Below are 13,155 nucleotides of genomic sequence, written 5' to 3'. Positions count from 1 at the left end.
CAAACTTATGAATGCAGTTTTACAACCCTCCGCCTGCTTCCATTGCGGCTTGCCCGTGCCCAGCGGCTCCAACTGGCTCGTCACCATCGACGACGTGCCGCGCGCCATGTGCTGCCCCGGCTGCGAAGCGGTGGCGCAAACCATCGTCGACATCGGCCAGAGCGCCTACTACCGCGACCGCGACGAATACGCCGTCAACGCGGCTGACGCCACCATGGTGCCGCCCGAACTGCGTTTGTACAGCAATGACGACGCGCAATTCGCGCGCGACGCCAGCAGCTGCGAAGCGACCCTGTCCGTCGAGGGCATCCGCTGCGCCGCCTGCGTCTGGCTGATCGAACGTCAATTGACGCGCCTGCCCGGCGTGCAGGCGGCCAGCCTGAACGTCGCCACGGAGCGCCTGTACGTGCGCTGGAGCCGCGCGCAGTGCGAGCCGGGCGACATCCTGCAAGCCGTGCGGCAAGTCGGTTACACGGCCTATCCGTATGACGCCGTGCGCCATGGCGAACGCCTGCAAAAAGCCAGCAAGACGCTGGGCCGCCAGCTGTTCGTGGCCGGCCTGTCGATGATGCAGGTGATGATGTACGTGGCACCCGCCTACCTGGCGGCCGAAGACGGCACGCTGGACGACAATATGGCCAGCCTGATGCGCTGGGCCAGCCTGCTCTTGACCCTGCCCGCCATCTGCTATTCGGCCATGCCGTTTTTCCAGGGCGCCTGGGCCAGCCTGCGCGCGCGCACCCTGGGCATGGACGTGCCCGTGGCGCTGGGCATCCTGGCAGCGTTCTTCGGCAGCGTGGTGGCGACGTTTACGGGCCGCGGCGAGGTGTATTACGACTCGGCCACGATGTTCATCTTCCTGCTGCTGTGCAGCCGCTATTTCGAGCTGCAGGCGCGCCGCAAGGCCGCCTCGGCCCTCGAGCGCTTGCAGCACGCCTTGCCCGCGTCCGCCTCGCTGATGGCGGGCTTTCCCGACAACCGCGCCACCACCCTGGTGCCGGCCGGCAGCCTGGCCGTCGGTGACATCATCCTGGTCAAGCCGGGCGAGGCGATCGCCGCCGACAGCGTCATCATCGAAGGCACGAGCGCGCTCGATTTATCGCTGCTGACGGGCGAGAGCGCGGCGCAGCGCCGCAAACTGGGCGAGCGGGTGCCGGGCGGGGCCATCAACGCCAGCGCGGCACTGATCTTGCGCGTACTGAAACCGGCGCGCGAAAGCACCTTGTCCGACCTGTTGAAGCTGATCGAGCGGGCCGGCAGCGGCAAGCCGCAGATCGCGCAGTGGGCCGACAAGGTCGCCGCCTGGTTCGTGCTGGGCCTGCTGCTGTTTGCCGTCGCCGTGTTCGCCTTCTGGAGCTGGCACGACCCGTCGCAGGCGTGGCCCGTGGCCATCGCCGTGCTGGTCGTGTCGTGCCCGTGCGCGCTGTCTCTCGCCACGCCGACGGCGCTGGCGGCCGCCACCGACAGCCTGCTGCGGCGCGGCGTGCTGATCGTCCAGCCGCACGTGCTGGAAACCCTGCACCGCGCCACCCACATCGTCTTCGACAAGACGGGGACATTGACCCTGGGCCGGCCCGTGCTGAAACAGATCGAGGGCCTGGACGGCATGACGGAAGACGACTGTCTGCAGGTGGCCGCCGCGCTGGAGGCGGGCAGCGCCCATCCGCTGGCACAGGCGATCCTGGCAGCAGCGGGAGAAACACCGCGCACGCATGCGGAAAACCTGCAGGAAGTGCAGGGCCAGGGCCTCGAAGGCATCGTCGACGGCGTGCGCTACCGCCTGGGCAATGCGGCCTTTGTCGCCGCCATCGCGGGTCCGCCGCTGGGTGACACGGCCGTCGGCATGCAGGGCATGACGCCGCTGTACCTGGGCACGCAGGGGCGCTGGCTGACGCGTTTCCTGCTCAGCGACGCGCTGCGCCCGGAAGCGCGCGACGTGGTCGCGTATTTCCACCGGCACGGCAAGCAAGTCGTGCTGCTGAGCGGTGACCAGGAAGCGCTGACGCAAAGCGTGGCGGCGGAGCTGGGCATCGCCACGGCCTGCGGCGAATGCCTGCCCGATGAAAAGCTCGATTTCGTGCAGCAATTGCAGGCGACGGGCGCCGTGGTGGCGATGGTGGGCGACGGCATCAACGACGCCGCCGTGCTGAGCGGTGCCGACGTGTCCTTCGCCATGGGCTCCGGCGCCGCGCTGGCGCAAGCGCATGCGGACACGGTGCTGCTGTCGAGCCAATTGGTGTCCGTGCTCGACACGGCCAAGACGGCCGCGCGCAGCATGCGCATCATCCGCGAGAACCTGGGCTGGGCCACGCTGTACAATCTGACGGCCATCCCGGCCGCCGCGCTGGGCTTTTTAAACCCCTGGCTGTCCGGCGTCGGCATGGCTGCCAGCTCGGCGGTCGTCATCGCCAACGCCCTGCGCCTGCGGAAAGCCTGAACATGGAAGCACTGTATCTCCTCATCCCCCTGAGCGTCGTGGTCGTCTTCATCGCCCTGTGGGTGTATTTCACGGCCTCGGACAGCGGCCAGTTCGACGACCTCGTCGGACCGGGCCTGCGCGTGCTGCAGGACGACGATACGACGGTCAAGCCGGCGCCCGGCGAACCGCATCCCTGACCTCACCGCCCGGCCGGCGTCCCGCACGCCATGGCCGGCGCGTCTGCTCCACATGCCCTTTTTGCAGGGATCTTGTACGGCTTTTTTGATCGAAATATCACTTTATTTCGATGCCAGTTCGCTACGCTTATTTCATCCGGGGAATTTTGATCCACATCAAAGTTTTTTCGCGGTCAAACACTTACTCTCTGGCCACCATCATAAATAGTAATTCCAGGGAGAGTCTTTGTGGATCAATCGCTGAACTATAACTACAAGATCGTGAAGCAATTCGCGGTCGCTACTGTGGTATGGGGCATCATCGGCATGCTGGTTGGCGTTATCATCGCCGCTCAGCTGGCCTGGCCTGCCCTGAACCTCGACATACCATGGCTGACATACGGACGCTTGCGTCCGCTGCACACGAATGCGGTGATTTTCGCCTTCGGCATCTGCGGCCTGTTCGCCACCTCGTACTACGTCGTGCAACGCACCTGCCAGGTGCGCCTGTTTTCCGACAAACTGGCCGCCTTTACCTTCTGGGGTTGGCAAGCGGTAATCCTGTGCGCGGTCGTCAGCCTGCCCATGGGCCTGACCCGCGGCAAGGAATACGCCGAGCTGGAATGGCCTATCGCCATCCTCATCGCCGTCGTCTGGATCGCCTACGCCATCGTCTTCTTCGGCACCCTGATCAAGCGCAAGGTCAAGCACATCTACGTGGCCAACTGGTTCTTCGGCGCCTACATCCTGGCCGTGACGATTTTGCACGTGGTCAATGGCGCCGTCATGCCAGCCTCGTTCACCAAGTCGTATTCCGCGTATGCGGGCGTGCAGGACGCCATGATCCAGTGGTGGTACGGCCATAACGCGGTGGGCTTCATCCTGACCGCCGGCTACCTGGGCATGGTCTACTACTTCATCCCGAAACAGGCCGAGCGCCCCGTGTACTCGTACCGTTTGTCGATCGTCCACTTCTGGGCGCTGATCTTCACCTACATGTGGGCGGGCCCGCATCACCTGCACTACACGGCATTGCCTGACTGGACGCAATCGATCGGCATGGTCTTCTCGCTGGTCCTGCTGGCACCAAGCTGGGGCGGCATGATCAACGGCATCATGACCCTGTCGGGCGCCTGGCACAAGCTGCGCACCGATCCGATCCTGAAATTCATGATCGTCTCGCTGTCGTTCTACGGCATCGCCACCTTCGAAGGTCCGATGATGTCGATCAAGACCATCAACTCGCTGTCGCACTACACCGACTGGACCGTTGCCCACGTGCATGCGGGCGCCCTGGGCTGGGTGGGCTTCATCACCATGGGTTCGATCTACTACCTGCTGCCGCGCCTGGCGGGCCGCACGCAGATGCACAGCACGCGCCTGGTCGACGTGCACTTCTGGGTGGCCACCATCGGCATCGTGCTGTACATCGCCGCAATGTGGATCGCCGGCGTGATGCAGGGCCTGATGTGGCGCGCGGTCAATCCGGACGGCACCCTGACCTACACCTTTGTCGAGAGCGTGAAAGCAACGTATCCGTACTACGTGGTGCGCGTGGCCGGCGGCCTGCTGTACCTGTCGGGTATGTGCATCATGGGCTACAACACCTGGATGACTCTGCGCGGCAGCAAACTCCCCGTCGCCCGCATTCCGGAACTGAACGCGGCGCACGCCTGATAGGAGCGAAAGCAAATGAAATTTTCACATGCATGGATTGAGAAAAACCCCTGGCTGCTGATCGCCCTGGTCACGGTGGTGATCAGCATCGGCGGCGCCGTCGAGATCGTCCCCCTGTTCTTCCAGAAGAGCACGACGGAGCCCGTCGCCGGACTGAAGCCGTATTCGCCGCTGCGCCTGGCGGGCCGCGACATTTACGTGCGCGAAGGCTGCTACAACTGCCATTCGCAGATGGTGCGTCCGCTGCGCGCGGAAACGGAACGCTATGGCCACTATTCGGTCGCCGGCGAGTTCGTCTACGACCGTCCGTTCCAGTGGGGTTCCAAGCGCACGGGGCCGGACCTGGCCCGCGTGGGTGCCCGCTACAGCGACGAATGGCACCGCACGCACTTGAACAACCCGCGCGACGTGGTGCCCGAGTCGAACATGCCGGCCTACCCATGGCTGGCGAAGACCAAGCTGGTGCCTGACGACATCATGCCGAAGATGCGCGCCCTGAAACGCCTGGGCCAGCCGTACAGCGACGAAGAGATCGCCGCCGGCCCCGCGCAGCTGCAGGACAAGACGGAAGAAGACGCCCTGGTCGCCTATCTGCAAGGCCTCGGTACATTAATCAAAACAAGGAATTAGCATGGCAATCGAAAACCTGTTTGACAGCGCCAGCAGCGTCATGACGGTGGTTTCCTTTATGACATTCGTGGGCATCCTGTGGTGGACGTTCAGCCGCAGCAATGGCGACTTCGACGCGGCGGCACGCCTGCCGTTCGCCGACGAGGCGCTCGACTATCCGGCCGATGCCGCGCCGGCACAAGGGGAGCGCAACCATGGCTGACTTTACCAATGGCTTCTGGAATATCTACATCGTCGTGCTGTCCCTGCTGGGCATCATCGGCTGCGGCGTGCTGCTGTACTCGCAGTCGAAAGTGAAAGTGGCCGCCGGCGCCCCCGCCGACGGCACCACGGGCCACGTGTGGGACGAGGACTTGAAGGAACTCAATACGCCGATGCCGCGCTGGTGGATGTGGCTGTTCTACATCACCATCGTCTTCGCGCTGGCCTACCTGTTCCTGTACCCGGGCCTGGGCACCTACGCCGGCAGCCTGGGCTGGAAATCGACGGGCCAGTACGAGGAAGAGCTGAAGAAGGCGGAAGCCGACTACGGCCCCCTGTTCAACAAGTACCTGAGCCAGGACTTGAAGACGGTGGCCGCCGATCCGCAGGCGCAAGCGATCGGCCAGCGTCTGTTCCTGACCTACTGCGCGCAATGCCACGGTTCGGATGCCCGCGGCAACAAGGGCTTCCCCAACCTGACGGACAAGGACTGGCTGTATGGCGGTGATCCCGACATCATCAAGACCACCATCATGCACGGCCGCAATGGGCAGATGCCGCCGATGGGCGCCGCGCTCGGTTCCGAAAAAGATGTCGAGAACGTGGCCCATTACGTGCTGAGTCTGTCCGGTTCCACGTCGGACCCCGTCAAGTCCGTGCTGGGCAAGGCCAAGTTCGGCGCCTGCATGGCCTGTCACGGCGCCGATGCGAAGGGCAACCAGATGCTCGGCGCGCCTAACCTGACGGACAAGATCTGGCTGTACGGCGGCAGCGCCGATACCATCATGGAAACCGTGCGCAAGGGTCGCAACAACACCATGCCGGCCTTCAGCGACTTCCTCGGCGAATCCAAGGTACACGTGCTGTCGGCGTATGTCTGGAGCCTGTCGAATCCCCAGACGCCCGTGAAATGATGTAATGGAACCTCAAGTCATCAAGATGTATGCGGCCCGCGAGCAAATCTACCCTCGCGAGGCCAAAGGACGCTACGCTACCTGGCGATGGGTATGCGTATGGCTTACCCAGCTCGCGTTCTACGGCTTGCCGTGGTTGACCTGGAATGGCAGGCAAGCCCTGCTGTTCGATTTGACCACGCGCAAGTTCTACATTTTCGGCGTCGTGCTGTGGCCCCAGGATTTCATCTATCTGGCGGCCCTGCTGATCATCTGTGCGTATTTGTTATTCCTCGTCACGGCCATTGCCGGGCGGGTGTGGTGCGGGTTTTCTTGCCCGCAAACGGTATACACGGAAATCTTCCTGTGGGTCGAACGCCGCATCGAGGGCACGCGCAGCGCGCGCATGGCCCTCGACAAGCAGGGCCCCTCCGTGCGCAAGGCGTTCAAGAAGACGGCCAAGCACCTGGTATGGGGCGCCATCGCCCTGTGGACGGGCTTTACCTTTGTCGGCTACTTCACGCCGATCAAGGAACTGGCGCGCGAAGTGACCACCCTCAATTTCGGTCCCTGGGAATGGTTCTGGGTCTTGTTCTACAGTCTGGCAACCTACGGCAACGCGGGCTGGCTGCGCGAGCAGGTGTGCAAATACATGTGCCCCTACGCGCGCTTCCAGAGCGCCATGTTCGACCAGGACACCCTGATCATCACCTACGATGCCAAGCGCGGCGAACCACGCGGCGCCATGAGCAAGAAGGCCGGCAACAACGACAAGCTGGGCGACTGCATCGATTGCACCCTGTGCGTGCAGGTGTGTCCGACCGGTATCGATATCCGCAACGGTCTGCAGTATGAATGCATCGGCTGCGCCGCCTGCGTCGATGCCTGCAATACGGTGATGGACAAGGTCGAGCGGCCGCGTGGCCTGATACGCTACAGCACCGACCATGCGATGGAAAACAACTTCAATTCGAAGCAGATCCGCCAGCGCGCCATGCGCCCGCGCGTGCTGATCTACACGTCCATCCTGGCCCTGATCATCATCGCCGTGTGTACGTCGCTGGCCCTGCGCACGCCCCTGAAAATGGACGTGATCCGCGACCGCGGTTCGATGGGACGCGAGGTGGAAGACGGCATGATCGAAAACGTCTATCGTCTGCAGATCATGAACACCTCGGAGCAAAGCCAGCATTTCAAAATCAGCGCTTCCGGCTTGCCGGGTCTGACCTTGCTGACGCGCGACGAAGTGACCTTGCAGCCGACGGAAACGCTGGGCTGGCCGATCCGCCTGCGCGTGCCGCACGGCGTCGGCGAGAAGGGCTCGAACAAGATTGCGATCGAATTGCACTCGCTGGACGACCCGTCGCTGCATGTGCGCGAAAGCGCGGTGTTCATCGTGCCGCGGTGATGTTGATTTGGGGTCGGCCCCTCCGGGTCCGACCCCGTTATTTCGCCGTAGGGGTATCATCAATCATGCGTTAGGGTCACTTGATTTTCAACCCGGAAGCAAAAGCTGGAGTCGGACCCAAAGGGTCCGCCCCCAAGGAGAACACAATGTCCGACAGTCTGAAACTGCAACCTCCCGTTGCCCCGTGGTACAAGCATCGCTGGCCATGGCTGCTGATGATCGGTCCCGGCCTGTCCGTGGTCGTCGGCAGCTTCATGGGCTATATCGCGTTTACGCAGCCCGACGCGCTGGTGGTGGGCGACTATTACAAGCAGGGCAAGGCGATCAACCAGGATTTGAAGCGCGACACGATCGCCAGCGACCTGGCCATGGACACGACCCTGTCGTATGACGTCGCTGCAGCGCGCCTGAGCGGCTCCGTGCACAGCTTCGGCAAGGCGTACCAGGGGCCTTTGCAGCTGCACCTGGCGCATGCGACCCTGCCGGAAAAGGATATCAAGCTGCTGGTGCAGCCCGATGCGGCCGGCAATTTTTCCGTGGCGCTGCCGATGCTCGAGCGCAGCCGCTGGCAAGTGCTGGTGGAAAACGACAAACGCGAGTGGCGCCTGTCCGGCATCTGGACCTGGCCCGTGCAACGCAGCATCGCGCTGCATGCGGATGAAGAGTTATAACGTACAGCGCCGGGAAAAAACCGTAGCGAGCGGCAGTGATTTGTGGCTGAGAAGCACAGCTGTGCTATAGCACAGCGAGCATCGCAGGCCGCAAAGCACGACGCGCAGTAGGTTTTGACGGTGCTGTTACTTGCAGACGTCGGTGCCGGCTGTAATGGCTTTCAGCTTGGCCGGCTGCAAGATCTCGATCTCGCGGTTGGAGACGCGCAGCCAGCCTTCCTTCTTGAATTTCGACAATAAACGGCTGACGCTTTCGATGGTCAGGCCCAAGTAGTTGCCGATTTCCTCGCGCGACATGCGCAACTGAAATTTGCTGGCCGAATAGCCGCGCGCTTCATAGCGCGACGCCAGGTTGACGATAAAGGCGGCAAAACGCTGCGTCGCCTGCATATTGCCCAGCAACAGCATGACACTTTGCTCGCGCGTGATTTCCTGGCTCATCATGCGGTGGAAATGGCGCAGCAGGGTCGGCATATTACCCAGCAATTGTTCCAGGCTGGAAAACGGGATTTCACACACTTCGCTGTCTTCCAGCGCCACCGCATTACAGTGGTGGCGGTCGGCGCTGATGGCGTCCATGCCCAGCAGTTCGCCCGCCATCTGGAAACCCGTCACCTGCTCTTCGCCGCCCGGATTGATCTGGTAGGTCTTGAAGTGGCCCAGACGGATCGCATACAGGTTCTGGAACGAGTCGCCGATGCGGAACAGCGAAGCGCCGCGCACGATCTTGCGGCGGCGGCCAATGATCTGGTCCAGTCTGTCCATGTCGCCCACGTCGAGGCCCATCGGCAGACACAATTGATGCATGCTGCAGGTCGAGCATCGCGCACGCAACGCTTCCACGGTCACTGTGGGCGAGGTTGGAGTGAGTAGCGCTTCAGTCATGTCGGTACCTTTTAGAAAATGCAACAACAAGTTTACTGCATACAGGGTTGCCGTGTGCCAATTTCACCGCAATTTCGCTGAATAAACTACGTTCCGACTTTAATTATATGGCAACATCGTCAAAAGCCCATGCGGAGAGGGCAATTTGCGTGGCGGCGCTTGCCAAGCTGGGGTATTGATAGGAAAATTCCTGACAGCATTATCTGCCGCCTGTGCCGCCCGGTACTGAAAAGGAAATCATGAAGCCTCTCGGCATCAAAGCAAAAGTCGCGCTGGCCACCAGCCTGACCTCGATCGCCATGATCGCGCTGGTCACCATGATCCAGGTGCAGCACATGCGCGACGATTTCACCAAGGTACTGTTGAGCCAGCAGTCGTCCCTGATCAGCCGCACCGCCGCCGAGCTCGACGACAAGCTGGGCATGCTGCTGCAGATCGTCACCCTGACGGCACGGCAGCAGCCGCCGGAACTGATCACCCAGCCCGCCCAACTGCGCGACTACTATTCGCGCCGCTCGATGCTGGTGCTGTTCGACGACGTGCTGGTGCTCGACGCGCACGGCGCCGTCGTGGCCGACATGCCGGAAGTGGCGGGGCGCGCCGGCATCAACGTCGCCGAGCGCGAGTATTTCCAGACCGTGCTGCGCACGCGCCAGCCCATGATCACCGAGCCGATGCTGGGCAAATCGAGCGGCATGCCCATCGTGCAGATGGTCGCGCCCGTGCTGGGCGCCGATGGCCAGGTGGCCGGCGTGGTGATCGGCGTGCTGCGCCTGTACAAGGATAACCTGCTGGGGAGGTTGCGCTCGGAAAAGATCGGCAAGAGCGGCTATTACTTCGTCCTCACGCGCGGCGCCGTGCCGCGCTATGTGCTGCATCCCGACACCAGCCGTTTGCTGCAGCCGCGCCTGCCGAACGCCAACCTGACGACCACCCGGCTGCTGAAGGACGATGGCGAAGGCACCATGGTCAGCACCAACAGCCGCGGCATCACGGCCGTCAACAGCTTCAAGCGCCTGAAATCCGTAAATTGGCTGCTGGCCGCCTCGCTGCCCCTCGACGACGCCTTCGAACCGTTCGACGGCGTGCTGTACCGGCTGGTGCTGTGGAGCATCCTCGCCTCGCTGCTGGCCGCAGCCGTGCTGGGCTGGGTCACCGTGCGCCTGCTCTCGCCGCTGGTGCGCCTGCGCGACACCCTGCAGGCGCTGCGCACCAGCGGCAGCCGTTTCACTCCCGTGCCCGTGCAGCAGCGCGACGAGATCGGCGAGCTGACGGAAGCGTTCAACGGCCTGATGAGCGAGCGCGACCGCTTGCAGCAGGAGCTCGAATCGCGCGCGGCGGAGCTGGAACAGGAGCGCGACCGGGCCGAGGCGGCCAACCGCGCGAAGAGCGATTTCGTGGCGAACATGAGCCATGAAATCCGCACGCCCCTCAATGCCGTGCTGGGCATGGTGTATTTGCTGGGCAATACCAAGCTCGATACGGAACAGCGCAAGTATCTGACCATGGTGCGCGTGGCGGGCCAGTCGCTGCTGGGCATCCTCAACGACGTGCTCGATTATTCGAAGATCGAGGCACGCCGCATGGAATTGTCGCCCGTCGAATTCGACCTCGACGAAGTCATGAACACGCTGGCCACGACGATGACGATGAATGCGGGCGAAAAGGAACTGGAGCTGGCGATTGCCGTCGAACCCGACGTGCCGCGCCGCCTCATGGGCGACGCCCAGCGCCTGCAGCAAATCCTCGTCAACCTGGCTGGCAACGCCATCAAGTTTACCGAGAGCGGCGAAGTGGTGGTGGCCGTCAGCCTGGCCGAGAAGGACAACGGCCGTGCCTGGCTGCGCTTCGAAGTGCGCGACACGGGCATCGGCATGACGGAACTGCAGCAACAGCAGCTGTTTGCCGCGTTTTCGCAGGGCGACCAGAGCATCACGCGGCGCTTCGGCGGCACGGGCCTGGGCCTGGCCATCAGCAAACAGCTGATCCACATGATGGGCGGCGACATCGCCGTCGCCAGCAGCGAAGGCAAGGGCAGCCGCTTCTGGTTCAGCGTGCCGTTCGAGATGCTGGCGCAGCCGGCCGAAACGCGGCGCACGCCGACCCTGGGCCAGCTGCGCCTGCTGGTGGCCGACGACAACCGCACCACGCGCGAACTGATCGTCAAGCTGATCGAGGCGTGGGGCTGGCTGGCCGACGAAGTGGACTCCGGCTTTGCCGCTATCGAACTGTACCGCGAGCGCCTGGCGCAGCAGCAGCCGTACGACGTGGTGCTGGCCGACTGGCACATGCCCGTGATGGACGGCCTGGCCACGGCCAAGGCCATCCGCCAGGCAGCCAGCGGCCAGCGCCAGCCCATCGTGGTGATGGTCAACGCCTTCGCCCGCAACCACCTGGAGGAAATCTCCAGCGCGGCCGAGGCCGACGTCGTGCTGATGAAGCCGATCACGGGCTCGAGCCTGTTCGACGCCCTGCACCAGGCGCTGATTACCAAGCACGACGGCGGCGAGCAGCGCATGCTGCAACAGCCGCTGGGCACGGAACTGGCCGGCGTGCATTTCCTGCTGGTGGAAGACAACCATTTGAACCAGGCCGTGGCGCGCGGCATCCTCGAACACATGGGCGCCACCCTCGACGTGGTGGGCGACGGCTTGCAGGCCGTGGAACGGCTGCGCACGGAAGCGCTGCGCTACGACATCGTGCTGATGGACATGCAGATGCCCGTCATGGACGGCTTCAGCGCCACCCACATCATCCGCACGGAACTACGCTTGAGCCTGCCCGTGATCGCCATGACGGCCGGCGTGCTGGCGTCCGAGCGCGAGCGCTGCATGACGGCCGGCATCAGCGATTTCATCGCCAAGCCCGTGGTGGTGGAAGAGATGATGGAAGTGATCCTGCGCCACCTGCCCAAGCGCCCGCCAGTGCAGACGGCGGGGCCGGCGCCCGTCGCCGATGAGGAAGTGTTTTCCATGGCGCCGCTGATGCGCGTGATGGGGCGCGACGCGAAAGGGCGCGGCGTGCTGCGGCGCATGGTGGAAGACGCGCTGAACAAGGGCATGACGCCCATGCGCGATGCCGAAACAGCATTGCAGGCAGGCCGCCACAGCGACGTGGCGCGCATCCTGCACAGCGTGCGCGGCTCCGTCGGCACCCTGGGCACGAAACGCCTGATCCGCACCGCGTTCGCCACCGAGGAAGCCATCGATGCGGGCCGCCTCGACGAGGTGCCGGCGCTGCTGGCGCAGACGGCGCAGGAACTGGAGCAGGCGCTGGCGGCGGCGGCCGATTGGTTGTCCAGGCTGAAGGATTAAGCCTGCAACGTAAAACTGGGGTCAGACCCCAGAACCTTGTCGGATTACGCGCTTGCGCGCTAATCCGACCTACCCCATTTACGCTGGCACGCCCAGAATTACGCTGGACGCCTTGAAAATCGCCGTCACCTTGCTGCCGATCTCGATGCCCAGCTCGGTGCTGCTCTGGTTGGTGATGATGGCGGCGATGGTGCCGCCGCGCGGCAGGTCCAGCACCACTTCCGTGTTGACGGCGCCCGTCTGCACCCGCGTCACCTGCCCGGCCAGCTGGTTGCGTGCGGAAAAGCGCGCGCCTGCGCTGTCGGCCACGAGGATGATCGACGATGCCTTGATCAGCGCAAACGCTTCCGCGCCCGGCACCAGGCCCAGACTTGCGCTGCTGCCTTGCGTGACGATGGCCACGATGTGCTGGCCACCGGGCAATTCCAGCGTGACTTCGTCGTTGACGGCGCCCTGTTTCAGTTCGGCCACCTTGCCCAGGAATTGGTTGCGTGCCGTGGTTTTCATGGCCATTCTCCGTATGAGTAAAAGATCGTCGGCGATGCCTTCGGCCTGGCTGCCCAGCTGGCGCAGGTAGCGCGCATGCTCGCGCTCGATGATGCGGAAATTGTCGACCAGCTGGCGTCCCCGTTGCGTCAGCCGCGTGCCGCCGCCGCCCTTGCCGCCCGTCAGGCGTTCGACCAGCGGCTCGCCGGCCAGGTTGTTCATCGCGTCGATCGCGTCCCAGGCCGCCTTGTAGCTCATCTTCACCAGCTTGGCCGCCTGCGTGATGGAGCCGCACTCGGCGATGGCGCCCAGCAATTCCACCCTGCCGGCGCCGCCCAGGTGCTCGCCGCCCACCGTCATCCATACCGAGCCTTGCAGGCCGATTTCCGCTGCCG

11 protein-coding genes are annotated in these 13,155 nt (G+C 63.7%); 9 read left to right on the top strand and 2 right to left on the bottom strand.

What is annotated here, in order from left to right:
• Positions 1–7 precede the first annotated feature (7 nt).
• The 8 genes from IGS60_RS11610 to IGS60_RS11575 all read left to right on the top strand — a co-directional run bounded on the left by IGS60_RS11610 (position 8) and on the right by IGS60_RS11575 (position 8,075).
• Positions 8–2,437: a heavy metal translocating P-type ATPase gene (locus IGS60_RS11610; RefSeq protein WP_230504432.1), complete on the top strand. Its 2,430-nt coding sequence runs from the start codon at positions 8–10 to the stop codon at positions 2,435–2,437.
• Between the two features lie 2 nt (positions 2,438–2,439).
• On the top strand, positions 2,440–2,616 hold the full coding sequence (gene ccoS / locus IGS60_RS11605; protein ID WP_046681774.1) for a cbb3-type cytochrome oxidase assembly protein CcoS: 177 nt from the start codon (positions 2,440–2,442) through the stop codon (positions 2,614–2,616).
• 228 nt (positions 2,617–2,844) lie between these two features.
• Positions 2,845–4,272, top strand: a complete 1,428-nt coding sequence (ccoN, locus tag IGS60_RS11600; RefSeq protein ID WP_046681775.1) for a cytochrome-c oxidase, cbb3-type subunit I — start codon at positions 2,845–2,847, stop codon at positions 4,270–4,272.
• Between the two features lie 15 nt (positions 4,273–4,287).
• Entirely contained in the window at positions 4,288–4,902 is a 615-nt protein-coding gene (gene ccoO / locus IGS60_RS11595) for a cytochrome-c oxidase, cbb3-type subunit II (protein WP_070223252.1), read from the top strand.
• Position 4,903: 1 nt separating this feature from the next.
• Positions 4,904–5,104 (top strand): cbb3-type cytochrome c oxidase subunit 3, encoded by a 201-nt coding sequence (locus tag IGS60_RS11590; RefSeq protein WP_070223255.1) that lies wholly within the window; start codon positions 4,904–4,906, stop codon positions 5,102–5,104.
• Positions 5,097–6,017: a cytochrome-c oxidase, cbb3-type subunit III gene (gene ccoP, locus IGS60_RS11585; protein ID WP_046681778.1), complete on the top strand. Its 921-nt coding sequence runs from the start codon at positions 5,097–5,099 to the stop codon at positions 6,015–6,017. The genes IGS60_RS11590 and ccoP overlap by 8 nt, the downstream gene beginning before the upstream one ends.
• Positions 6,018–6,021: 4 nt before the next feature.
• Positions 6,022–7,404 carry a cytochrome c oxidase accessory protein CcoG gene (ccoG, locus tag IGS60_RS11580; protein ID WP_121670761.1) on the top strand — a complete coding sequence of 461 codons (1,383 nt, stop codon included), beginning with the start codon at positions 6,022–6,024 and terminating at the stop codon, positions 7,402–7,404.
• Positions 7,405–7,550: 146 nt separating this feature from the next.
• The gene (locus IGS60_RS11575; RefSeq protein WP_070223257.1) at positions 7,551–8,075 is read left to right on the top strand and encodes a FixH family protein; all 525 of its coding nucleotides are present in this window, start codon (positions 7,551–7,553) and stop codon (positions 8,073–8,075) included.
• Between the two features lie 126 nt (positions 8,076–8,201).
• On the opposite strand, the gene fnr is transcribed toward IGS60_RS11575, so the two are convergent.
• Entirely contained in the window at positions 8,202–8,960 is a 759-nt protein-coding gene (gene fnr, locus IGS60_RS11570; protein WP_070223259.1) for a fumarate/nitrate reduction transcriptional regulator Fnr, read from the bottom strand.
• 239 nt (positions 8,961–9,199) lie between these two features.
• Here fnr and IGS60_RS11565 point away from each other — a divergent pair, with 239 nt between their 5' ends.
• Positions 9,200–12,274 (top strand): response regulator, encoded by a 3,075-nt coding sequence (locus IGS60_RS11565; RefSeq protein ID WP_230504430.1) that lies wholly within the window; start codon positions 9,200–9,202, stop codon positions 12,272–12,274.
• 78 nt (positions 12,275–12,352) lie between these two features.
• On the opposite strand, the gene IGS60_RS11560 is transcribed toward IGS60_RS11565, so the two are convergent.
• A complete protein-coding gene (locus tag IGS60_RS11560) occupies positions 12,353–13,120 on the bottom strand; it encodes a TOBE domain-containing protein (RefSeq protein WP_230504514.1) in 768 nt (255 codons plus the stop codon).
• Positions 13,121–13,155 lie beyond the last annotated feature (35 nt).

It is taken from the genome of Janthinobacterium sp. FW305-128 (genome assembly GCF_020858135.1).
Lineage (GTDB): Bacteria > Pseudomonadota > Gammaproteobacteria > Burkholderiales > Burkholderiaceae_D > Janthinobacterium.
The sequence above is the reverse complement of the archived record's forward strand: the minus strand, read 5'-3'. Positions and strand labels throughout refer to the sequence as shown.